Genomic DNA, 22234 nt, shown 5'->3' with positions numbered 1-22234 from the left:
CAATAACTCACTTCTTTAAGCCAGCTGCATAAAAAGGTCCATGAACTGCGATTGTTGATAAAATACGAGCAATTTCCTCTGGTGTTTCTTTTTGGCCACTATTTAACCATTGCTGAATGACACCAATATGAGCAGATGCCATATAAGAAGCTAAATATTGGCTTGGAACAAGTAAATTTTCCTTATTAATGAGAGCACCATTCGTATCTTCAAATAATGTTTTCCACATAAAGTCTTTCAACTTTGTTTGAAAAGATAAATCTCCTTTTGGGCTTAATACAGCTTTCATAAAATCACTATTTTCATTTAGAAATTCAAGAATAGAAGTGATAAGTAGAAACGGCATTGTTGGAGAAGGATTCGATCCGAGATCCGCAATCACTTCTGGGAATCTCTTTTTTGCAATGCTAGAAAACTCATACATAATGTCTTCTTGGCATTTTGTCATTAAATCAAATTTATCTTGATAGTGCGTATAGAAAGTACCGCGATTAATGTTTGCTTTCGTTGTAATATCTTTCACTGTAATGGCGTCAAAACCTTTGTCCTCAATTAATTCCACCAATGCATTTCGTATGGCAGTTTTCGTACGAACAACACGTAAATCTAAATTACTATCGCGCAAAGCATGTCCCTCCTTAATTTTACTGAACACATTTAGAAAATGTGTCTTATAACCGACACATTCACGATTTTTGATTATTGTATAAGGTTCAACTCGAACATATAATTCAAAATATAAATAAACAACACGTTGTTGGTTATTATAAATCAAATGTAAGGAGGAGAAAAGAAAATGTTTAAAAATAAACTTTTATTATTATCACCAGTTATTGCCCTACTTGTTGTTTTTATTTTTTCATTAACGTTATTTCCAACCGTTCAACCTCAGCCGAAAAACTTGCCAATCGCAATTGTAAATGAGGATCAAGGAGTAGAAATTCCGGATCAACCGAAGATGAATATGGGGCAAACAATTGTTGATAATATGAAAAAGACATCAAAATCAGAAGAAGAACCTGCGGTGAAGTGGATAGAAGTGAACAATAAAGAAGCAGTTCAAAAAGGCTTAAATAATCAAGAGTATTACGCAGCATTAGTCATTCCGAAAGACTTTAGCGCAAAACAATCATCATTACGAACAACACAGCCATCTTCGCCAGAGGTAGAAATATTTATAAATCAAGGAATGAATACAGCAGCATCAACTATGGCAGGGCAAATGTTAAATGGTATAGTTGATAATATGAACAATACTGTTCGCGCGCAACTATTAGAAGGATATAAAGAAAAAGGAGTTACGTTAACAGCAGATCAAGTTTCAAATGTAGTCACACCGATTGCAAAGAAAGTAACGAATGTAAATGAAATTGGCAAAAACAGTGCGAACGGTAACTCGCCAATTTCTTTATTCCAACCGTTATGGATTGCAAGTTTAGCGAGCGCAGCAATTATCTTTATTGCGATAAGTAAAATGCCAGTAGGTACAAGAAAAGAAAACTTCATATTAAAACTAAAACAAATCATAACAGGGGCTGTCGCAGCATTTGTCATTGGGTTCGGTATTACATGGATTGCGGATGGAATGGTAGGACTAAATATTTCAAATTTCACTGATACGGCACTGTTTTTAACTATTACGTCCTTTAGTTTTTTCTTAATGATATCGGCGGTACTTTCAATAGTCGGACTAAAGGGAATCAGTATATTTGCTCTCTTACTATTCTTTGGTGCACCGTTATTATCATTAGCGCCTGAAATGTTGTCTCCATTTTACCAAGACTGGGTGTATACATGGTTGCCGATGCGATTTATGATTGAAGGACTTAGAGAAATATTCTTCTTCGGAAAAGGGTTAAGCTGGAGTACACCTGTTATTGTGCTTATTTGGATTGGTGCGGTAAGTATCGTTATTATTTTAGCGACTGCTTTAAAACGTAGTGTAGTAAGGGGACATAAAACGGAATTACAGGCATAAAAGATAAAAACGTTTCACTATGAGTGAAGCGTTTTTTTTGTGATGGATACAAGTTATCAAATAGATAAATTTAAAAGTGCAGTAATTAATTTTGGTATAATGTATAAAATGAAAATTAATAAAGAGCGAAGTAAGCATAGGAAAGGGGAACGGAAATATGGAGAAATATACAATTCGAACCGCTACTGAAGAGGAAAGCGATAACATTATTACTCTATTAAAAGAAGTAGCACAATGGCTACAACATAAAGAAGTGGACCAGTGGCAGTACCTTTTAGGAGGAGAAGCTACGGCTGAAATATTAGAAGGTATAAGAGAGAAATATACATATGTGGTTACGAAAGAAGATGAAATTATCGGTACAGTTACAGTATCTCCTAAACAAAATGAATGGGATGAATATATTTTTGGTAAAGAGGAAGTTTCTAATTCATTATATATTCATAGATTTGCGGTGAATCGGAAGTATAAGGGGAACGGAATCGGAGAATGGATGTTACGGTGGATAGAAGAGAATGTACAACATGACAAAGAGTTGTTAAAACTAGATTGTGTAGGGCATAATGTTACGTTGAATGATTTCTATAAGCGATGTGGTTTTGAATATGTCGGTAGTACGGATGGACATAGTATGTTTCAGAAGAGCATAATATAGTTGAAAAGAAATAAGAAAAAGCGTAGGAATTTCTACGCTTTTTCTTATTTCTTCTCACTGTCTTTTAAAACTTGATTTATTTTTAAGTTAACTACTTGGGCAGCTAGATATCCAAGACCTCTAGCAGCTTGCAGTTGAGTTTTTTTTACAATTTTCTTTTTGAGCAATGTTTTTTCATGATTAATATTTATTTTTTTCATAGTTTATATGCCCCTTTGAAATATCCTTATTATGGTTATTTTAATTGATTTATTCAGATAAAACAATCGATGTCTAAAATCTGTTTACATATTTGAATATGAAAGAAGGAATTCAATATAATTATACAGAATATTTAGATAAATAGGGGTGTCGAATTTTGAGTGAAATTGAATTAAAAAGGAATGTAATTAAGACAGGGAGTGAGAAGAGCATCATTCTTCGGTTTATACTTGCTAGTCTCGTTGGGGTGTTTATGTTTTTCGTACCGGTTACGATAAACGGTGCTTCTTCCATAATGATTGATCATATCGTGTCGTGGATTAGAGCTTCGGTCCCGAGCGCCGTACCTTATTACGCACTACTCGTTATGGTAATGGGTGCAATTTATCCGTTTTATACGAAAAAATGGAATACATCTATCGTAGATATTTGCTTTTCGATTTTAAAAGTGGTTGGCGTCGTTTTCGGTGTATTATATTGTTTGAAAGTAGGGCCAGCTTGGTTCTTTGCGCCAGATGTTGGGCCGTTTTTGTATGAGAAACTAGTAATATCGGTAAGTTTACTCGTTCCGATTGGTTCGGCTTTTTTAGCATTATTAGTCGGGTATGGATTACTTGAATTTATCGGTACGTTTTGCCGTCCGATTATGAGGCCGTTATGGAAAACACCTGGACGATCAGCAATTGATGCGGTTGCATCCTTTGTGGGAAGTTATTCACTGGCTTTATTAATTACGAATCGCGTATATAAAGAAGGAAAATATACGACAAAAGAAGCGGCCATTATCGCTACAGGATTTTCTACAGTATCCGCAACATTTATGATCATCATCGCAAAAACATTAGACATCATGCATTTATGGAATGTTTATTTTTGGACGACTCTCGTTGTAACATTCATCGTAACTGCTATCACCGTAAGACTTCCACCCCTTAGTAGAAAACCAGATACATATGTAACAGAAGAAGGGTTCCCAGAGCCCGTTTATAAGGAGAAAATGCTAGAGCGTGCTTGGGAAGATGCGCTAGAAGTATCGAAATCTGCACCGAGTATTATAAAAAATATTGCAGTGAACTTAAAAGACGGTTTTATCATGACGATGGGAATTTTACCATCTATTATGTCTGTAGGGTTAATTGGTATTGTCTTAGCGAAGTTCACACCAATATTTGATTGGGTCAGCTATATTTTTTATCCTTTTACATGGGCTTTACAACTGCCAGAAGCAGACTTAGCTGCTAAAGCGGCATCCGTCGGTATTGCGGAAATGTTTTTACCATCATTATTAGTAGTTAGTGCACCACTTGTGACAAAGTTTGTCATTGCGGTTGTTTCGGTATCATCTATATTGTTTTTCTCAGCATCCATCCCATGTATTTTATCGACAGATATTCCGTTAAAAGTATCAGAACTTATTATTCTGTACGTACAAAGAACGATATTAACGTTGCTTATCATTACGCCGATTGCTTATTTGTTACTTTAAAAAGGGGAAAAGTATAAAAAAGAATCCTTTTATAAAAGGATTCTTTTGTTTAGTGTTTTTATCAAGTAAATACTTTAAAATGTACACTGTTTTGATGTTTTATTTGTTTTTCGAATATGACGTAATACTTCTTAAGAAAATTCCTAATCCTGCAAAAAAGAATCCTAAGCATAATAAGCTGCCTGGCGTTCCCCAAGTAATTTGATCTAGCATTTTTATATCCTCCCATTTACCCATATGAATTAACTGTAAAACTTTCACTTTATTATTATATAGTATTTTTCGGGTGTAATCCAGAATTATCCATACTACCAAATTGAAAAAATAATCTTTTTGTAGAAATAATAGCGTTTTTGGTGTGCAAATCTTTCAATAATGCACACTAGACCTTTAGAAAAAGAAAAACCTTACATGAAATGAAACCAATATAAATGTAGCTTGATATAATGGGATGGACACGGTATTTGTTACAGGCTTTTACGGATTATTATGTAAGAAGGTATTAAAACTTGAATTTTAAGTGCATTTAAAAGTTAGTGTTAATGTTTTAATATCTATATAATTAAATGTTTATTTCTGTGATATAGTAAGAAAAAGGGGGCTTACAAATGGAAATCATTCACGAAAGAGCAAAGCTACGGTTAATGGATGGTAATGATGTCGAAACTTTGTTTTCGATTGTAGAAGGAAATCGGGAAATTTGGGCGTATTTAATCTCTAAAATGGATAGTGTGCAAGATATGCAGCAATATGTTCAAAAAGCGATACAAGGTTATGGAAAAGGTACGCAAATACCTTTCGTTGTAGTGGATCAACAGACGAATAAGATTGTAGGAAGTACACGTCTATATAATATTTCGGTAGAAGATAAAACAGTCGAGTTAGGACAAACGTGGTATCATCCAAGTGTCCAGCGTACGAGTATAAATACAGAGTGTAAGTATATGCTTCTCCAGTATGCTTTTGAAAAACTCCATATGCTCAGGGTACAAATTAAGACGGATGCAAGAAATGAAAAAGCACAACGAGCAATTGAAAGGTTAGGCGCAGTAAAAGAGGGTGTGCTTAGAAATGAAAGAAAATTACCGAATGGTTATGTGAGAGATGCAGTTGTGTACAGTATTATCTCAAGTGAATGGCCAGACGTGAAAGAACAATTGTTAGAAAAATTAGAGTTGTATAAAGAAAAGCTATAATTCGTGTTTTGAAAGGTATATTGTTCGTAAGGCATGAAAAATATACCTTTTTTCTTACAAAATGCTACTTTATTTTAATTCCTTTTGTTTCATCGTTCCCTTCTGAGAAAAAATTCGTTACAATGTAGTTGTATGGTAATAAACTTATGAATTTAAAACATGTAATGAAAACCGCAAATGAAAATGAATTGATAATCCTCAATTTTAAATGAAAACCCTTTTATACATAAATAACAAGTAAAGTTCCTTCTTTTAAATAAACTCAAACAAAACGATTTGATATAAATGTTTTTTTATAGAAGTATGGATGATGTACGGAGGCAATTACAAATGAAAGAAAATAAGAAGAGTAAGAAAAGGCGAATCTTTCAAGTATTTTTACTAATGATTTGTTCTGCTATTTTATATGTAAGTTATGCAGCTTACGATATTTGGAGTTATCGTTTTAAAGCAAATGATGACGTAAAAACGGATGCTGGTATTGTACTAGGAGCAGCTTCATGGAACGGAAAACCATCTCCTGTATTTAAAGAAAGAATTAATCATGCGATTTCTTTATATAAGAACGGAAATATTAAAAAGATTATTTTTACAGGTGGTACAAAGTTCGAGGCCGAACTTGAGGAAGCTCGTACTGCAAGAGTATATGCAATGAAACAAGGTGTAAAAGACGAAGATATTTTAATTGAAACAAAATCCCTTTTCACTGAAGAAAACTTAAAGAATGCGAAGGAAGTTGGAGTAGAGAACGGCATACGCACATACACGATTGTAAGTGATCCACTTCATATGAAACGCGCAATGAGAATCGCAAAACATATTAATATTGAAGCGTATGCTTCACCAACGCCGACATCAGCATATAAAACGTTAGATACAGAAATACCATTCTTCTTTAAAGAATTATTCTCGTATATTGGATATGTAACCTCGTTGCCATTAAAGGCATTGAAGGGAGACTAATAAGAAAAGAACCTATCTTTAAATAGGAACTTTTCTTATTAGTCAAAAACATTGTATTTTTATCGGAATAGTGAAACAATAGAGAGGTAGCTTCATATAATCATAATGACAAAATGAACGGTTTATGAATCGAACATAAAGGAGATTATAGTATGGCACTCTCATTTGTTGAAACAGAAAAACAATCTTTCATTATTGAACAAATAAATAAATTGATTCCGAAGTTCATGGAAAGGGAGCATCAACTAAGTGAATTAGGATCATTTCCGTATGAAAATATAAATGATTTGAAACATATCGGATATACGAAATTAACGTTACCGAAGGAATTTGGTGGTAGTGCGATTTCTTTATATGACTTCGTTCTATTTCAAGAGAAAATTGCGGAAGGCTGCGGGGCTACTGCATTATCGATTGGCTGGCATCTTGGCATTGTGAAAGAACTAGCGGAAAATCGCTCTTGGAATGATGAGATGTTTAAATGGTTTTGCGAAGAAGTGCGAAATGGGGCGCTCTTTAATAGGGCAGCAACAGAACCGAAAACAGGGAGCCCGACGCGTGGTGGTAAACCAGAAACAATAGCGGTTCAACAAGGCGAGAAGTGGGTTATAAATGGAAGGAAAACTTTTACAACGATGGCGCCAGTACTTGATTATTTTATTATTTCAGCAAGTATGGAGGGCAAAGAAGAAGTTGGTGAGTTTGTCATTCCAAGAAATACAATCGGTGTATCCATTGAAGAAACGTGGGATAGCGTTGCAATGCGAGGGACTGCTAGCCACGACCTTGTCTTACAAAATGTAGAGATAGACAACCGCTTTTTTACGGATGTAAAAGGCGGGAAAGTGAAACAAAAGGGTATTGGCTGGTTGCTACATATACCAGCATGTTATTTAGGAATTGCACAATCAGCAAGAAATTATGCAGTTCAGTTTGCGGGATCATACAAACCAAATAGTTTAAACCATTCTATTAGTTTATTACCGAATGTTAGAAGATTAGTTGGAGAATTAGAACTCGAGCTTATGCAAGCTCGCGTCTTTTTATATCAAATTGCGAAAAAATACGATGAGGCAGAAGATAAACTGTCACTGCAAGCAGAATTAGCGGCAGTGAAATACGCCGTAACAAATGCGGCGATATCGATAGTGGATAAATCAATGCGCATCGTAGGAGCAAAAAGTTTATCAGAAAAAAATCCGCTTCATCGTTACTATTTAAACGTTAGAGCAGGACTACACAATCCGCCGATGGATGATGCAACACTATCTATGTTGGCGGATGCAGCGTTTCGGTCGTAGTTTTTTTAGCTTGAACTTTATTATTTAAGTACAATATAGTTGTTTTGAAAGCACGTGTTTGATTAGTAATCGAACGCGTGCTTTTTATTCGTTGGATATACTAGTTTAAAAAGCACGCGTTTTAATATAAATGGTTATCATGATTTTGTAAGTGTTCCTTGATGGAAAAACATTTGCCATCTTCCCTCTATCAGTTTCCAAATGGAGCTTCGCAAAGTATTCTGCATTCTAGTTTCATCTCTTACACGATATGTTGCCAATACAGTATCCTTCGATAAAGGGTATATTTCAAAATTAGAAAGAGTCATTTCTCTCACACTAAGTCCGTCTCCACCAACAGAATCCTTCTTATACCAAACGTTTCCCGAACTTCCAAACTCGAAAAAGTCGTCTGCAAGTAATTTGTCCAGTTCTGCTGGATTTGTACGAGTTTTAGGTTCTGATAGTTTTTCTTCCAGTTCACATAAATGCTTTTTTAATTCAGAGTGCTTTTTCACGTGATCATCCCCATATATTAATTATCGTACAACAACTAAAAACTGCTCTTTTTAACTAACGAAAAGAATTTTGACTAGTTAGATAATTGGTTGCGTATTATTATAATGCCAGTTTGGAAGCTTTGTAAACATTTGTTATATTTAATCCCAAATTAAAGGTCTTTCCAAATCTACCATGCGTAAATATTGTAAAAATTGACCTGCATGGACCGCATCATGATAGGCAATTCGTAATAGCATATCGCCTAAATATCGTTGATAGCCAACATCGCTTCGATCAATAAGTCTTGCATCTAGCTCTGCTATGCTTATTGATTGAACATATTCTATGAAATCGGCAAAACATGATTGTGCTAATTCAATTTCTTTTTTAACACAAGTAATTGGCTCGTCATCATACGGGATATGTATGTCGTTTATTGAGCCGTTGTTTTTTAAAATCATATGATAGTAAAAAGTTGAGGTCCATACGTGACGAATCATTTCACCAAAGGACATAGCCTCGTGATCAGGCTTCCAATTAAGAAAATTATCGGGAAGAGAATTCCATAATTTTTCTGAGCGCCTTCTCGTTTCTTTCAAATTTAATATACTAAGATCAATTGCATTCATAATACATTCTCCTTTACTGTTAAATTTAAAATAATTGTATCAATTTAATAGTTAGGGTATCATCGAAATATGAATGTATATCCGAATATCTCATATATAGCTAAACTTATTGCTGAACCTACAAGAGCAATTATCTTAGAGTGTTTAATGAATAATCAGGCACTACCTGCTAGCGAATTAGCTTATATGGCAAAGGTGTCACATCCAACAATTAGTTCTCATCTTTCTAAATTAGTAGAGGGGAATCTACTTAAAGTTGAACAACATGGTAGACATCGTTACTATCGACTTGCTAATCAAGAGGTAGCAGAGGTTCTTGAAAAGTTAGGAACAATCGCACCAACAGTTCAAGTTCGGTCTTTAAAACAATCAGATCAACTAAAACAAATTCGTTATGCTCGAACTTGTTACGATCATCTTGCAGGTAGACTCGGTGTAGAGATAACCGAAAAATTATTAGATAAGGAATTTATCATTTTAGAGAAAGGAGAATACATTGTAACGGAACAAGGTAAGCGATGGTTTCTGAATTTTGGAATAAATATTGAAACGGCAAATATAAAGAGAAGAATATTTGCAAAACCTTGTCTTGATTGGAGTGAACGACGCTACCATATTTCTGGTTGGTTAGGATCTGCAATAGCAAAACTATTTTTTGAACAGGAATGGATTACAAAAACGGATAAGAATCGGGCTGTCCATCTTACAAGAAAAGGTATGAAGTTCTTGAAAGACGAATTAGGCATTGACATGGAAAATAAAGAAATGAAATAACCTGAGTCTATACAAATGTAGACTCAGGTTATTTCATTTCTTTTAAAAATCTTTAGTGATATTTGCGCACGACAAATTAACCTCACTTGCTTTACGGAAAGAGATTAGCTGAAAAAATAGTAGTTGAGACGATTCTATTAAATTAGTAATCATATTCATTGAAAATTATGCGTAAGAATATAGTAAATGAAGGGAGATATAAAATGAATAAAGTGAAACTGAAAGTATTTAATATAAAGTATGTAATGATATGTCTTTTATTCACAATTATATGTATTCTCACTTCATTCTTCATTTCTAGTAATTCAAACGTATTTAAATCTTATTATATTAATCAATTATTAGGAACGAATTCTACGAAAGGCCTTATGTATATGATAGGCAGTGAAAATCGTTATTTTGCCGAAGAATTTCATAAAGAAAAAGGACGAGCGTCTTTGGAATCTTTTTTACTTTCACTTTCTACAAATATTAATGTAAATGACCTCCGGAGCTTATTAACTCGAGAACTTCCAAATATGAATCAATTTTATTCAGAAATATTAATTGCCGGGGAAGGAACAGATTATACGAACATTCCTGAAGAATCCAGCATTCCTTTAGAGAATATTCAAGATAAAGGTACTGCTGTTAAACACCCAAAGAGTGAGAAAGAAAACAATTCAAATACACAAAATAACGGTGAAAATAAAGTTTTTATTTATCATACACATAGTTGGGAGTCGTTTATTCCTCTCATTCCAGGTGCTACTAAACCTGATGATGCCTCTAGTACAAATAATGAAGTGAATATTACGTTTGTTGGAAATTATTTAAAACAAAAGTTAGAAGAAAAAGGAATAGGCGTTTCACATGATACGACAAATATGAGGGATTTTCTACGAAATAAAAATTTAAACTGGGCCCAATCTTACAAAGGATCTCGTCAAATATTACAAGAAAAATTAGCACAAGATAAAAATATTATGTTTCCCATTGATCTTCATAGGGACGATGCACGAAAAAATATTACGAAGAAAACGATTAATGGAAAGGATTATGCACGACTCTATTTTATTTTAGGTCGAGAAAATCCTAACTATGAAAAAAATAAAAAAATAGTAACAGCAATCAATTCATATTTAGACGAGAAGTATTACGGTTTAAGCCGAGGCATTTTTATTAAAGATCGTAAAAGCGGGAATGGAGTATATAATCAAGATCTTTCTCCAAATGCATTACTTATTGAAATGGGAGGGGTAGATAATACTCCAGAAGAACTGTATGCTTCCGTAGACGCATTAGTAGAAGCATTTAGCCATTATTATAATGAAGTAACTAAGAAAAATAACTAAAATAAAAAAGGAGTGACACCTAGTCGGAAGTGCTAGGAGGTTACTCCTTTTTTGTAGAAAATAAAATTACCAATAGATGTTAGTAGTTAAAAAATCTTTCTTTTCATTCTTCTTTTTATCGTTTTATAGGAGAATGCTATGCTTCTTATTTCACCTACTGTATAATAAGAAAAAAGCACGAAAAGAGGTTATCTCATGCTAGAGGTTATTGCAACATGTTTAGAAGACGTGAAACGAATTGAACGAGCTGGCGGGAAGCGAATTGAATTAATTTCATCTTATACAGAAGGCGGTTTAACGCCGAGTTATGCATTTATAAAAAAAGCGGTAGAAGCAGTACATATACCAATTCACGTTATGATTCGTCCGCATGCGAAGTCTTTTACATATACGGAAGAAGAAATTGAAATGATGAAAGAAGATATTGTAGTTGCTCAGAATTTAGGAGTAGCTGGTGTTGTATTAGGTGTATTAAATGAAAGAAATGAAGTGGATGAAGAGAAACTAGCGAATTTATTATCTGTGGTAGATGGGATAAATGTCACATATCACCGTGCAATAGACGACACGGAAAATCCAGTAGAAGCGATGAGAACGTTAAAGAAGTTTCATAAAGTGACTCACGTCTTAACTTCAGGTGGACAAGGGAATATAGTTGATAATATTCCGGTGCTTACAGATATGCAAAAGGTAAGCGATGGTCAAATTCAGCTTGTAGTTGGAGCTGGTGTAACGAAAGAAAATATAAAGCAATTGCTAAATGAAACTGGAATTTCGCAAGCTCATGTCGGTACAGCGGTAAGAGAAGGGAAATCATGTTTTGCTGAAATTGATCCTAATTTCGTACAAGAATTAGTTCAAATCATACAATAAACAATTAAGAAAGAGGAGAAACGATGAAGGAAAATACGAAGAAAGAATTATTCTCATGGGCGAAAACGATAGGATTTACCCTTGTATTAATCGCAATTATTCGCGGTGTTTTATTTACACCGTCATTAGTACAAGGCGAATCGATGATGCCCACTTTAGAAAATAACGAACGAGTTCTCGTGAACAAGATTGGTTACAGTATAAGTGGATTAGAACGTTTTGATATTATCGTCTTTCATGGAAAAGAAGGATACGATTTAGTAAAACGAGTAATTGGTTTACCAGGTGATACAGTTGAGTATAAAAATGATGTTTTATATGTAAACGGAAAAGCGATGGAAGAACCATATTTAAAAGAGTTTAAAGAAAAAGCAGCAGGCCGTGTATTAACTCCAGACTTTACGTTAGAACAAATCACAGGAAAAACGAAAGTGCCAGAAGGCCAAGTATTTGTTTTAGGGGATAATCGTGAAGTTTCTAAAGACGGTCGTATGTTTGGGTTTATTTCAGAAGATGAAATTGTCGGAAAAGGACAAGCTGTTTTCTGGCCGTTGAAACAAGTAAGAGCGTTATAAAGAAAAAGTATGGGAGAAATATTCTTCCATACTTTTTTTATGCCTATTTATTTAAACGTTTGGTTCTGCTATAACTTGAGGTTTTGAAAGAGAACCATCATTATTTCTAAATTTTATTTTGTATTGACCTTACATAAAGGTTAAGTAGCTGAAAAATATATTGATAGAATTGAAAGAATATTTTATAATTTTAAATTATATGTTTGTTTCGAAAAACGGAATTTAAGTTCCGAAATTCGGAACAAGAGGGAGATAGAATGAGTATAAATAAAACGGCAGTTAAGACAATGGACATTTTAGAGTTGTTTTATGAGCATGAAGAGCTCAGTTTAACAGAGATGGTTCAGCTTACGAGTATGCCGAAAACATCTGTTTATCGTTTAATTGGTTCGTTAGAAGAAATGGAGTTTTTACAAAAAAATGAGAAGGGGAAATATCGTTTAGGAGTTGTGTTTTTACGGTTCGGTCAACTTGTTTCACAAAGACTATCCGTAAGAAATATTGCGATTCCATATATGAAAGAGCTTAGAGATAGTTTAGGGCAGGCAGTTAATTTAATTATTCAAGATGGTAATGATGCGATTTATGTGGAAAAGATGGAAGGCGTTCAGCCTGTACGTGTGTATACGGCGGTTGGAAGAAGAGCGCCACTTTATGCCGGTGCATGTCCGAGAATTTTACTATCGTATTTTTCTGAGGAAAAGAAACGGAAATACATAGAGGAAACGAATTTAAAACAATTTGCAGATGGAACAATCGTAGATAAGAAACAGTTGCTAGAAGTGTTACAAATGGCGAAAAAGGAAGGACACACCATTAGCTATTCTGAGTTAGAAAATCATACAGCGGCTATAGCAGCGCCCATTTTCGCAAATGATGGAACGGTTGTAGCAGGCATTAGTATTTCAGGATTAGCAATTGAGTACAGCGAAAGTAACATTTCATATTTTATCGCGAAGGTGAAAGAGACAGCGAATCGCATTTCGAAAGAACTTGGCTTTTTGGCATAGAAAGAGGGAGTAGGATGAAATTTTCTGCGTTAGGGGATCAAGCAATTATTGTTACATTTGGTGAAGGAATCGGGATGGATGTATACGAAAAAGTACAACGACTATTTCAAGCGTTGCAGCAACATCCGTTTGTAGGGATGGTTGAATGTGTTCCGTCGTTTACTTCATTAGCCGTTTACTACAATTTGTATGAAGTATGGAAGGGAAATGATAGAAAGATAAGATCATATGATTACGTATGCCAATATATAACTGGAATGTTAGATACGTATAAGGAAGAGCTGAAACGAGATGTGAAACATATTTCTATACCCGTTTGTTACGGGGGAGAATATGGACCTGATTTAGAAGAGGTCGCACATTATCACGGTTTACAAGTAGAAGATGTCATTCGCATACATAGTGAAACAACGTATTTTGTATATATGTTAGGCTTTACACCAGGGTTCCCATATTTAGGAGGACTATCAAAAGAACTAGAAACACCTAGAAAAAAAACACCACGGTTACAAATCTCTCCTGGTTCGGTAGGGATTGGCGGAAATCAAACAGGTATTTATCCGCTTGAAACACCGGGTGGATGGAATATTATTGGCCGAACACCAATCTCGTTATTTAATCCGGAAGAAGAAACACCAACCTATATTCAAAGCGGTATGTATTTACGATTTATCCCAATAACGAAAGAAGAATACGTATCACTTGAGGGGGCTAAAGAATGGATGTAGAAGTTTTGCATGCGGGAATGTTTACAACAGTCCAAGATTTAGGACGATCTCATTATCAACAATACGGTGTGCCAGTTGGCGGGGCGATGGATCAAAGTGCACTTCGGATGATCAATATGTTAGTTGGTAATGAAGAGAATGAAGCGGCACTCGAAATGACGATTATGGGACCGAAATTGTTAATAAAGAAAACGACGTTACTTGCGATTGGCGGTGCGGATATGGAACCGTTACTGAATGGGGAGCGTATACCATTATGGCGTCCCATTTTAGCGGAAGAAGGTAGTATGCTTTGCTTTGGAAAAGTGAAAAGTGGTTGCAGAACGTATGTGACTTTTGCAGGTGGTATCCATATTGATCGTACGATGGGAAGCAAAAGTACTTACATACGTGCTGCGATTGGAGGTATAGAAGGAAGAATGGTGAAAAAGGGTGACTACTTCCAAATTGGTGTACAACCAGAAATGGCGAATCGTTTCATTCAAGACTTACAAAAAGATGAGAGAATAAAAACGAAATGGGCAATTAGCAACAGCGTACTACCAAAGTATAAGAAACATCCTAAGCTTCGTGTCATAGTTGACTTTGAATATAATCAATTTACAGAAGAAAGTAGAAAGGCATTTTTTACGAAAGAGTATAAGGTATCTAATTATGCTGACCGTATGGGCTATAGGGTTGAGGGAGAAGTATTAAATAGGATGGAAGAAAAAGAGATTTTATCGAGTCCTGTTACATTTGGAACCATTCAAGTTCCTAATGGTGGACAGCCGATTATATTAATGGCAGATAGGCAAACGACAGGTGGCTATCCGAGAATGGGAAATATCATTTCAATAGATTTACCTCTTCTTGCCCAGCTAAAGCCGGGGGACTATGTTTCTTTTGAGAAAATTTCGCTTGAAGAAGCGGAACAATTGTACATAGAACAAGAAGTAAATATGAATCTATTAAAGAAATTCATTGCTTTACGAAGCTGGAATTAGGAGGGAAACAGTGTGACTACAATTGATTTAAATTGTGATTTAGGAGAAAGTTTTGGCGCTTATAAAATGGGGAATGATGATGAAATTCTCCCGTTCGTTTCCTCAATAAACGTTGCTTGCGGTTTTCATGCAGGTGATCCGTCCGTTATGCGTCAAACAGTTGAAAAGGCAATGCAACATAACGTTGCGATAGGGGCACACCCCGGATTTCCAGATTTAATTGGATTTGGTAGAAGGAATATGAACGTTCCAGCAAGTGAAGTATACGATTATGTTCTATATCAAATTGGTGCATTAGACGGTTTTGTAAAAGCAGCTGGCGGGAAGATGCATCATGTGAAACCACACGGTGCTCTATATAATATGGCGGCAACTAATCCGGAAATTGCAGATGCAATTGCAAAGGCAATATATCATATAAATCCAAGTCTATTACTTTACGGATTAGCAAATAGCGAGGCGTTTATACAGGCTGCAGAAAAATACAATATAACTCTCGTACAAGAAGCTTTCGCAGATCGTACGTATAAGCAAGATGGAACATTAACGAGTCGTACGGAAGAAAATGCGCTTATAAAAAATGAAGAAGAAGCGATAAAGCAAGTGCTTCAAATGGTGAAAGAAGGCTATGTAAATTCGGTGAACGGCCAGAAAGTAGCCGTTCAGGCGCAGACGATTTGTTTACACGGTGATGGAGAAAAAGCAGTACAATTTGCGAAAAGAATATACAGAACATTCGAACATAATGGTATTTCTATTTGTGCACCGAAATAAAAAAATGTGGGGAAGTGTTGGAATTGGTGAAATTAATCGGTATATTACTAGTTGCAGTGGGCTTTTTATTTAGATTAAATACACTTTTAGTCGTTATGGTTGCAGGTATTGTTACTGGTATGGTTTCAGGATTAAGCTTTTATGATGTGATTAGCATGTTCGGTAAATTTTTCATAGAAAATAGATATATGTCTATGCCTATCATACTAACTTTACCGGTAATCGGAATTTTAGAGCGTTACGGTTTGAAAGAAAGAGCAGAAGCACTTATAACGAAATCAAAAGGTGCAACAACTGGAAGAGTATTAATGTCATATTTTACGATAAGAGAATCATCAGCAGCACTAGGGCTTAATATTGGTGGTCATGCACAAACAGTAAGACCACTCGTTGCACCGATGGCAGAAGGGGCTGCGCAAGGTAAATACGGTAAGCTCCCTGAAAAATTAAGAGAAAAGATTAAAGCAAATGCAGCGGCTGCGGAAAATACAGCTTGGTTTTTCGGAGAAGATATTTTTATCGCAACTGGTGCTATTTTATTAATGAAAGGATTCTTCGATTCAGTAGGTATGCATGTCGGAGTATGGGATATGGCGCTTTGGGGTATTCCAACTGCAATATCTGCACTTATCGTAAGCTGGATCAGATTTAGAAGGTTTGATAAATATATAGCAAAAACGATGACATCAAAAGAAAAAGAAGAGAAGGAGGCGATATAAAATGAACATCATCACAATGGATACAATCTACTATGTATTAGGTATAATCGTTGCCTTTATCGCCGTTCGTATCGCATTCGATCGTGAACATCCAAATCGATTTGGTTCTAGTCTATTTTGGGCGTTGTTTGCCGTTACATTTTTATTCGGAAATGTAATCCCTTCGTTTTACGTTGGTTGTATTGTACTCGCTATGGTTGTGTTAGCTTCACTAAATAAAGTAACAAAATCAGAGGAGAAAGAAGTTCCAGTACAACAACGTGTAAAACATGCGGATAAATTAAAAAATAAAATCTTTATGCCTGCACTATTAATACCTATTTTTACAATTATCGGTACGTTAACGTTAGGAAAAATTAAATGGGGAAATGTCTCCCTTGTTGATCCAGATAAAGTAACGCTAGTAGCATTAGCATTAGGAGCATTACTTGCATTCGTTGCGGCGATGCGTATTACAAAATCGAAAATAACAACGCCTGTACAAGAAGGAAGCAGACTATTACAAGCTGTCGGCTGGGCTGTTATTTTACCACAAATGTTAGCGGCACTTGGTGGTATTTTCGCGAAATCTGGCGTTGGACAAGTCGTTTCTGATTTAGTCGGACAAGTGTTACCGACAGAGTATCCGTTCGTTGCTGTTATGGCGTATTGTTTAGGAATGATGCTTTTCACAGTCGTAATGGGAAATGCTTTCGCAGCGTTTGCCGTTATTACTGGCGGAATTGGTTTACCTTTAATTGTACAAATGCACGGCGGAAACCCAGCGATTATGGCAGCGCTTGGTATGTTTGCGGGATATTGCGGAACGCTACTTACGCCAATGGCAGCAAACTTTAATATCGTTCCGGCAATGCTTTTAGAACTGAAAGATAAAAATGCCGTTATTAAAGCGCAAGTACCAATCGCTCTTTCAATCTTCATCATAAATATGTTTATCATGTACGGCCTAGTATATCGTTTCTAATTAGGAGGGGAAAACTATGAAAACAGTATTATTAACAGGATTTGATCCGTTCGGTGGAGAAAGTATCAATCCAGCTTGGGAAGTCGCAAAAAGTTTGCATGAAAAAACAATCGGAGAATACAAGATTATTAGTAAACAAGTACCCACTGTATTTCATAAATCAATCAGTGTATTAAAAGAGTATATAGAAGAACTAGCACCGGAATTCATTATATGCATTGGACAAGCTGGAGGTAGACCAGATATTACGATAGAGCGTGTCGCAATTAATATTGATGATGCAAGAATTGCTGACAATGAAGGAAACCAGCCGGTAGATGTACCAGTCGTAGAAGAAGGACCAGCTGCTTATTGGTCTACACTTCCGATGAAAGCAATTGTAAAAAAACTTCAAGAAGAAGGTATACCGGCTTCCGTTTCACAAACAGCAGGTACGTTCGTTTGTAATCATTTATTCTATGGTCTCATGCATGAACTAGAAAAACATGATACAAAAATGAAAGGCGGATTTATTCATATTCCGTTTTTACCAGAGCAAGCGAGTAATTATCCAGGGCAACCGAGTATGTCACTTTCTACTATTCGTAAAGGGATAGAGTTGGCAGTTGAGGTAACGACGACCGTTGAGGTGGATATTGTAGAGGTTGGTGGCACGACGCATTAAGTAGAATGAATTGTACGACACCTCCTGTAAACAGCTGGTATAATATAGTATAGGAAAATACATAGAGGTGATTGTTGTGCAACAATTTGAAGAAGTACGTTCAATTTTAGAAAAAGCGAAGAAAATGACAGTATTAACAGGCGCTGGTGCAAGTACGGAAAGTGGTATCCCAGATTTTCGTTCAGCAAATGGATTGTATGCTGATGCGAATGTGGAGATGTACTTATCAAGAGGGTACTATAACCGAAGTCCGAAAGAATTTTGGAAGCATTATAAAGAAATATTTCAAATTAATACGTTTCATCAATATAAGCCAAATCGTGGACATCGCTTTTTAGCAGAACTAGAAGAACAAGGGAAAGATATTACGATTTTAACGCAAAATATTGATGGTTTACATCAATTAGGTGGTAGTAAACATGTTATTGATTTACACGGCACACTGCAAACAGCACATTGTCCGAAGTGTAAAACGGGATATGATTTGCAGTATATGATTGATCATGAGGTGCCGCGCTGTCAGAAGTGTAATTTCATTTTAAATCCAGACGTTGTGTTATACGGAGATACATTGCCACAATATCAAAACGCGATAAAACGTTTATATGAAACAGATGTACTTCTCGTAATGGGGACGTCACTCAAAGTACAGCCTGTCGCTTCATTCCCGCAAATTGCAAAGAGGGAAGTAGGAGCAACAACGATTTTAGTAAATGAAGAGTTAACAGGACAGGAATATAACTTTGATTATGTTTTTCAAAATAAGATTGGTGAATTTGTTGACGGATTGTCTTCAAGGAAATAAGTTATCGAAAAAACTGAGGTATCCGCCTCAGTTTTTTATTTGAGTAATCGTTATACTAAGCAGCGTGAAAACATGTCGATAATGTAGTAACAACATCTCTATAATTAATAAAAAAGTGTTTCGTAGGTAAAATAGCAGAGTAAGAAGTAGTATTATTTTTAACGAATACACAATCGTCATAAAGTAAGCTAATATGTAGCTGTTGTAAAGGTTTTATTTGGTGTTGTTTTATATATAAAACTAAGTCTTCGTAAAGTTGTCTACTAAAATCACTTACAGACCATTCTAATGAAAGCTGACCTGCTATGCTAGTCCACCATACTTTAAAACTACATATTAATTCTTTGAATAATTCTTTATTACATAAATGATTATCAAAAAGATTCTCATAAAAGATATGGTTTTCATCATAAAAAATTTGCGAATCATACTTGTCATTAGCCATTTGTTTGCGAAGTGAATGCCATAATTCTTTGAAATTTGCTTCAAAGTTAGTAGAAAAATTGAATTGTCTTGCTATGTAAGGAAATTTTAAATTTTCCTTTTTCTCTTTTTGGTTGAGATAAATATTTTGAATATAAATCATAAAGTTTAAACAATGGGGCGCATTAGTATGTATTGTAAATGAATCTGTCATTTTCGTTCTCTCCTTAAGTAATGTCTTTTATGAATTTATTTCTTTAGTATACAAATAAATGTAAAATAATGGTATAAAAATAAATTTGTACCATTTTTCTTTTAGAATAATATTCATGTTATTGTGCATTAAGGGAATGGTAATAAATAGGATATAAAATCAAAAAACTGAAAATTAAATCTTTTATTTCTTTTATAATTAATATAAAATTCTATATATATCATATAAATAAATTTGATACATAATGGTTCCATGTAGAAATGTTAATAGAATGAAGCGAGGGAGCGAAATGAGACAGAAAAAGGAGCAGAAGAAACAATCGAAAAAGAAAAAGACTCATATTCCTTTTCGGTTAAATGTACTATTTTTTATCGTCTTTCTTTTATTTTCAGCTATTATAATTCAATTAGGTAAAGTACAAATCATTGATGGAGAAACGTATAGAAATGAAGTGAACAAAAAGGAAGATGTAACGGTAAGTACACCTGTTCCTAGAGGGAAAATGTTTGATCGACAAGGTCAGGTGATTGTAAATAACAAACCACTACGAACCGTTACATATACGAAAATGAAAGGAGTAGATTCGAAAGAAGTTTTAAAAGTAGCAAGACAGTTAGCCCAGTTAATTGAAATGTCGCCAGAGGATATAGACAAGTTAACAGAAACAGATAAAAAGGATTTTTGGATGCAGTTAAATGAAAAGCGGGCAGCAGAAAAAGTAACGAAAGAAGATGAGAGTAAATTTAGGAAGCAGGAGATAGAAGGAAAAGAATTAGATAAAAAAGTGGAAGAGTTACGTAGGGAAAGAATTACACAAGAAGAATTAAGCGAACTTTCAAAAGAAGACCTAGAAGTACTAGCTATTAAAAGCAAAATGAATGCGGGATATAAAATGACGCCGCAAATCGTTAAAAAAGATGTAAGTCAAAATGAATATGCAGTCGTAAGTGAAAGATTGGCAAGCTTGCCCGGAGTAGATACGACAGTAGACTGGGAACGTGAATACCCAAATGATAAAATACTTCGTTCTATTCTTGGTAGCGTTTCTACTGAAAATGAAGGATTGCCAAGGGAACAATTAGATTATTATTTAGTGCGTGATTATAACCGAAATGACCGCATTGGTAAGAGTTACATCGAAAAGCAATATGAAGACGCATTACATGGAACGAAAGAGCAATCTAGAAGCATTACAGATAAAGCAGGAAATATAATCCGGACAGAAAAAGTGACCGAAGGAAAAAGTGGAAATAATTTAATGTTAACAGTAGATATGGAGTTACAGAAAAAAGTAGAGGAAAGTCTTGAAAAGAATTTACGAGCATTTCATTCTGCAGAGCCGATGATGGATCGTGCATTCGTTGTAATGATGAATCCGAAAAACGGTCAAATTTTATCGATGGCAGGAAAGAAAATTGTAAATAAAGATGGCGGGATGCAAATAGAGGACTATGCTTTAGGGACGATGACAAGTTCTTATGAGTTAGGGTCAACTGTGAAAGGGGCTACATTATTAGCCGGCTATCAAACTGACACAATTAAGCCGTATACACATTTCTTTGATGCACCTATGTATTTTAAAGGAAGCTCTAAGCCGAAGAAATCGTGGAAAGACTTTGGTGATATTGATGATTTAAGAGCTTTACAAGTTTCATCAAACGTATATATGTTTAATACAGCATTAAAGATGGCAGGTATAAATTATGTGCCAAACAATCCATTAGATATTAAACAAGAGACATTTAATAAAATGCGCTACTATTTTAGACAATTTGGTTTAGGTGTACCGACTGGTATTGACTTGCCGAATGAATCGATTGGTCAAATGGGTAGAACGGATAACGTACCTGGTTTTTTACTTGATTATGCGATTGGACAGTACGATACATATACGCCGCTTCAACTTGCTCAATATATTTCAACCATTGCAAACGGTGGTTACAGAATGAAACCGCAAATTGTGCAAGAAGTGAGAGAACAACCACATAGACCAGAGGATGTTGGAAAAGTTATTCGATCTATTGAACCAGTTATTTTAAATCGAGTGGATATGAACACTTCATACATTAATCATGTAAAAGAAGGATTTAGAAGAGTTTTTCAAGAGAATGACGGAACAGGTACTGCAACGTTTAAAGGATTACCATATAAACCAGCTGGAAAAACAGGGACAGCTGAAACTGTGTATGGTGGAGAAAGTGAAATTGGAAGAGATGAAAACAATAATCGAAAAAAATGTTATAATTTAACTCTTGCCGGTTATGCGCCGTATGATGCTGATCCGGAAGTAGCTTTTTCAGTTGTTGTACCATGGGTAAATGATGACAAATCAGGAATTAATTCCGCGATTGGTAAAGAGATTTTGGATGCGTATTTTGAATTGAAAGCGAAAAGAGCAGGTGGAAATCCAGTCCCAGTAGAGCAGCTGAACAAGGCCCAGTAAAAATAATATCACTGCATTGAGACATATGGTGCAGTGATATATTTTTGATTTAAAAAGCG

General features: G+C 35.1%; 24 protein-coding genes. 19 read left to right on the top strand and 5 right to left on the bottom strand.

The genetic code is table 11. From position 1 onward, the window contains the following. Positions 1-7: 7 nt before the first annotated feature. Entirely contained in the window at positions 8-625 is a 618-nt protein-coding gene (locus tag PSR14_RS15785; protein WP_001205689.1) for a TetR/AcrR family transcriptional regulator, read from the bottom strand. Positions 626-796: 171 nt separating this feature from the next. Here PSR14_RS15785 and PSR14_RS15780 point away from each other — a divergent pair, with 171 nt between their 5' ends. Next, entirely contained in the window at positions 797-1978 is a 1182-nt protein-coding gene (locus PSR14_RS15780; protein WP_098487305.1) for a YhgE/Pip domain-containing protein, read from the top strand. 157 nt (positions 1979-2135) lie between these two features. Next, positions 2136-2633: a GNAT family N-acetyltransferase gene (locus PSR14_RS15775; RefSeq protein ID WP_000417624.1), complete on the top strand. Its 498-nt coding sequence runs from the start codon at positions 2136-2138 to the stop codon at positions 2631-2633. Between the two features lie 44 nt (positions 2634-2677). Here PSR14_RS15775 and PSR14_RS15770 read toward each other — a convergent pair whose 3' ends face one another. Beyond that, a complete protein-coding gene (locus tag PSR14_RS15770) occupies positions 2678-2833 on the bottom strand; it encodes a hypothetical protein (RefSeq protein WP_002170213.1) in 156 nt (51 codons plus the stop codon). A gap of 158 nt (positions 2834-2991) precedes the next feature. Here PSR14_RS15770 and PSR14_RS15765 point away from each other — a divergent pair, with 158 nt between their 5' ends. The 4 genes from PSR14_RS15765 to PSR14_RS15750 all read left to right on the top strand — a co-directional run bounded on the left by PSR14_RS15765 (position 2992) and on the right by PSR14_RS15750 (position 7780). Then, positions 2992-4320: a YjiH family protein gene (locus PSR14_RS15765; RefSeq protein WP_001289404.1), complete on the top strand. Its 1329-nt coding sequence runs from the start codon at positions 2992-2994 to the stop codon at positions 4318-4320. A gap of 608 nt (positions 4321-4928) precedes the next feature. Next, positions 4929-5516, top strand: a complete 588-nt coding sequence (locus PSR14_RS15760) for a GNAT family N-acetyltransferase (RefSeq protein ID WP_000402574.1) — start codon at positions 4929-4931, stop codon at positions 5514-5516. Between the two features lie 330 nt (positions 5517-5846). After that, a complete protein-coding gene (locus PSR14_RS15755) occupies positions 5847-6479 on the top strand; it encodes a YdcF family protein (RefSeq protein ID WP_000662214.1) in 633 nt (210 codons plus the stop codon). A gap of 152 nt (positions 6480-6631) precedes the next feature. After that, positions 6632-7780 carry an acyl-CoA dehydrogenase family protein gene (locus PSR14_RS15750; RefSeq protein WP_046199437.1) on the top strand — a complete coding sequence of 383 codons (1149 nt, stop codon included), beginning with the start codon at positions 6632-6634 and terminating at the stop codon, positions 7778-7780. Between the two features lie 137 nt (positions 7781-7917). Here PSR14_RS15750 and PSR14_RS15745 read toward each other — a convergent pair whose 3' ends face one another. Both PSR14_RS15745 and PSR14_RS15740 read right to left on the bottom strand, forming a co-directional pair. Next, entirely contained in the window at positions 7918-8277 is a 360-nt protein-coding gene (locus PSR14_RS15745; RefSeq protein ID WP_098487303.1) for a DUF4440 domain-containing protein, read from the bottom strand. Positions 8278-8418: 141 nt separating this feature from the next. Next, a complete protein-coding gene (locus PSR14_RS15740) occupies positions 8419-8889 on the bottom strand; it encodes a DinB family protein (protein ID WP_000991268.1) in 471 nt (156 codons plus the stop codon). 69 nt (positions 8890-8958) lie between these two features. Between PSR14_RS15740 and PSR14_RS15735 the strand changes: the two genes are divergently transcribed. The 12 genes from PSR14_RS15735 (at position 8959) to PSR14_RS15680 (ending at position 19095) form a co-directional block, all read left to right on the top strand. After that, positions 8959-9663, top strand: a complete 705-nt coding sequence (locus tag PSR14_RS15735; protein WP_001103828.1) for a helix-turn-helix transcriptional regulator — start codon at positions 8959-8961, stop codon at positions 9661-9663. Positions 9664-9866: 203 nt separating this feature from the next. Beyond that, positions 9867-10997 (top strand): stage II sporulation protein P, encoded by a 1131-nt coding sequence (gene spoIIP, locus PSR14_RS15730; protein WP_001045277.1) that lies wholly within the window; start codon positions 9867-9869, stop codon positions 10995-10997. A gap of 195 nt (positions 10998-11192) precedes the next feature. Beyond that, the gene (locus PSR14_RS15725; protein ID WP_000895083.1) at positions 11193-11870 is read left to right on the top strand and encodes a copper homeostasis protein CutC; all 678 of its coding nucleotides are present in this window, start codon (positions 11193-11195) and stop codon (positions 11868-11870) included. 23 nt (positions 11871-11893) lie between these two features. Next, positions 11894-12445 carry a signal peptidase I gene (lepB, locus tag PSR14_RS15720; protein ID WP_000662493.1) on the top strand — a complete coding sequence of 184 codons (552 nt, stop codon included), beginning with the start codon at positions 11894-11896 and terminating at the stop codon, positions 12443-12445. 257 nt (positions 12446-12702) lie between these two features. Continuing rightward, positions 12703-13455, top strand: a complete 753-nt coding sequence (locus tag PSR14_RS15715) for an IclR family transcriptional regulator (protein ID WP_000026387.1) — start codon at positions 12703-12705, stop codon at positions 13453-13455. 14 nt (positions 13456-13469) lie between these two features. Further along, positions 13470-14183: a 5-oxoprolinase subunit PxpB gene (gene pxpB, locus PSR14_RS15710; protein ID WP_074543690.1), complete on the top strand. Its 714-nt coding sequence runs from the start codon at positions 13470-13472 to the stop codon at positions 14181-14183. Next, a complete protein-coding gene (locus tag PSR14_RS15705; RefSeq protein ID WP_098487301.1) occupies positions 14174-15169 on the top strand; it encodes a biotin-dependent carboxyltransferase family protein in 996 nt (331 codons plus the stop codon). Before pxpB ends, PSR14_RS15705 begins: the two co-directional genes overlap by 10 nt. Before the next feature lie 12 nt (positions 15170-15181). Next, a complete protein-coding gene (pxpA, locus tag PSR14_RS15700; protein ID WP_000207334.1) occupies positions 15182-15943 on the top strand; it encodes a 5-oxoprolinase subunit PxpA in 762 nt (253 codons plus the stop codon). A gap of 23 nt (positions 15944-15966) precedes the next feature. Next, positions 15967-16662, top strand: coding sequence for a DUF969 domain-containing protein (locus tag PSR14_RS15695; RefSeq protein ID WP_000239804.1), 696 nt, complete (start codon positions 15967-15969; stop codon positions 16660-16662). Between the two features lies 1 nt (position 16663). Beyond that, the gene (locus PSR14_RS15690) at positions 16664-17626 is read left to right on the top strand and encodes a DUF979 domain-containing protein (protein WP_048557745.1); all 963 of its coding nucleotides are present in this window, start codon (positions 16664-16666) and stop codon (positions 17624-17626) included. 16 nt (positions 17627-17642) lie between these two features. Then, entirely contained in the window at positions 17643-18290 is a 648-nt protein-coding gene (pcp, locus tag PSR14_RS15685; RefSeq protein ID WP_000859733.1) for a pyroglutamyl-peptidase I, read from the top strand. A gap of 76 nt (positions 18291-18366) precedes the next feature. Continuing rightward, entirely contained in the window at positions 18367-19095 is a 729-nt protein-coding gene (locus PSR14_RS15680) for an NAD-dependent protein deacylase (protein WP_001183815.1), read from the top strand. Positions 19096-19150: 55 nt separating this feature from the next. Here the strand turns inward: PSR14_RS15680 and PSR14_RS15675 are convergent, their stop codons facing one another. Further along, positions 19151-19732, bottom strand: a complete 582-nt coding sequence (locus PSR14_RS15675) for a hypothetical protein (protein ID WP_000132272.1) — start codon at positions 19730-19732, stop codon at positions 19151-19153. Between the two features lie 289 nt (positions 19733-20021). Here PSR14_RS15675 and PSR14_RS15670 point away from each other — a divergent pair, with 289 nt between their 5' ends. Continuing rightward, complete coding sequence (locus tag PSR14_RS15670; protein ID WP_113732367.1) at positions 20022-22175, top strand: penicillin-binding protein 2; 2154 nt, start codon at positions 20022-20024, stop codon at positions 22173-22175. Positions 22176-22234 lie beyond the last annotated feature (59 nt).

This window comes from Bacillus sp. A01H, from assembly GCF_045277205.1.
Classification (GTDB): Bacteria; Bacillota; Bacilli; order Bacillales; family Bacillaceae_G; genus Bacillus_A; species Bacillus_A paranthracis.
The sequence above is the reverse complement of the archived record's forward strand: the minus strand, read 5'-3'. Positions and strand labels throughout refer to the sequence as shown.

Bases quoted from the DNA above. Each gene is read 5' to 3' on its own strand.
- PSR14_RS15780 (WP_098487305.1), top strand. From the start codon at position 797: ATGTTTAAAAATAAACTTTTATTATTATCACCAGTTATTGCCCTACTT.
- PSR14_RS15775 (WP_000417624.1), top strand. From the start codon at position 2,136: ATGGAGAAATATACAATTCGAACCGCTACTGAAGAGGAAAGCGATAAC.
- PSR14_RS15770 (WP_002170213.1), bottom strand. From the start codon at position 2,833: ATGAAAAAAATAAATATTAATCATGAAAAAACATTGCTCAAAAAGAAA.
- PSR14_RS15760 (WP_000402574.1), top strand. From the start codon at position 4,929: ATGGAAATCATTCACGAAAGAGCAAAGCTACGGTTAATGGATGGTAAT.
- PSR14_RS15755 (WP_000662214.1), top strand. From the start codon at position 5,847: ATGAAAGAAAATAAGAAGAGTAAGAAAAGGCGAATCTTTCAAGTATTT.
- PSR14_RS15750 (WP_046199437.1), top strand. From the start codon at position 6,632: ATGGCACTCTCATTTGTTGAAACAGAAAAACAATCTTTCATTATTGAA.
- PSR14_RS15740 (WP_000991268.1), bottom strand. From the start codon at position 8,889: ATGAATGCAATTGATCTTAGTATATTAAATTTGAAAGAAACGAGAAGG.
- PSR14_RS15735 (WP_001103828.1), top strand. From the start codon at position 8,959: ATGAATGTATATCCGAATATCTCATATATAGCTAAACTTATTGCTGAA.
- spoIIP (WP_001045277.1), top strand. From the start codon at position 9,867: ATGAATAAAGTGAAACTGAAAGTATTTAATATAAAGTATGTAATGATA.
- PSR14_RS15725 (WP_000895083.1), top strand. From the start codon at position 11,193: ATGCTAGAGGTTATTGCAACATGTTTAGAAGACGTGAAACGAATTGAA.
- lepB (WP_000662493.1), top strand. From the start codon at position 11,894: ATGAAGGAAAATACGAAGAAAGAATTATTCTCATGGGCGAAAACGATA.
- PSR14_RS15715 (WP_000026387.1), top strand. From the start codon at position 12,703: ATGAGTATAAATAAAACGGCAGTTAAGACAATGGACATTTTAGAGTTG.
- pxpB (WP_074543690.1), top strand. From the start codon at position 13,470: ATGAAATTTTCTGCGTTAGGGGATCAAGCAATTATTGTTACATTTGGT.
- PSR14_RS15705 (WP_098487301.1), top strand. From the start codon at position 14,174: ATGGATGTAGAAGTTTTGCATGCGGGAATGTTTACAACAGTCCAAGAT.
- PSR14_RS15690 (WP_048557745.1), top strand. From the start codon at position 16,664: ATGAACATCATCACAATGGATACAATCTACTATGTATTAGGTATAATC.
- pcp (WP_000859733.1), top strand. From the start codon at position 17,643: ATGAAAACAGTATTATTAACAGGATTTGATCCGTTCGGTGGAGAAAGT.
- PSR14_RS15675 (WP_000132272.1), bottom strand. From the start codon at position 19,732: ATGACAGATTCATTTACAATACATACTAATGCGCCCCATTGTTTAAAC.
- PSR14_RS15670 (WP_113732367.1), top strand. From the start codon at position 20,022: ATGAGACAGAAAAAGGAGCAGAAGAAACAATCGAAAAAGAAAAAGACT.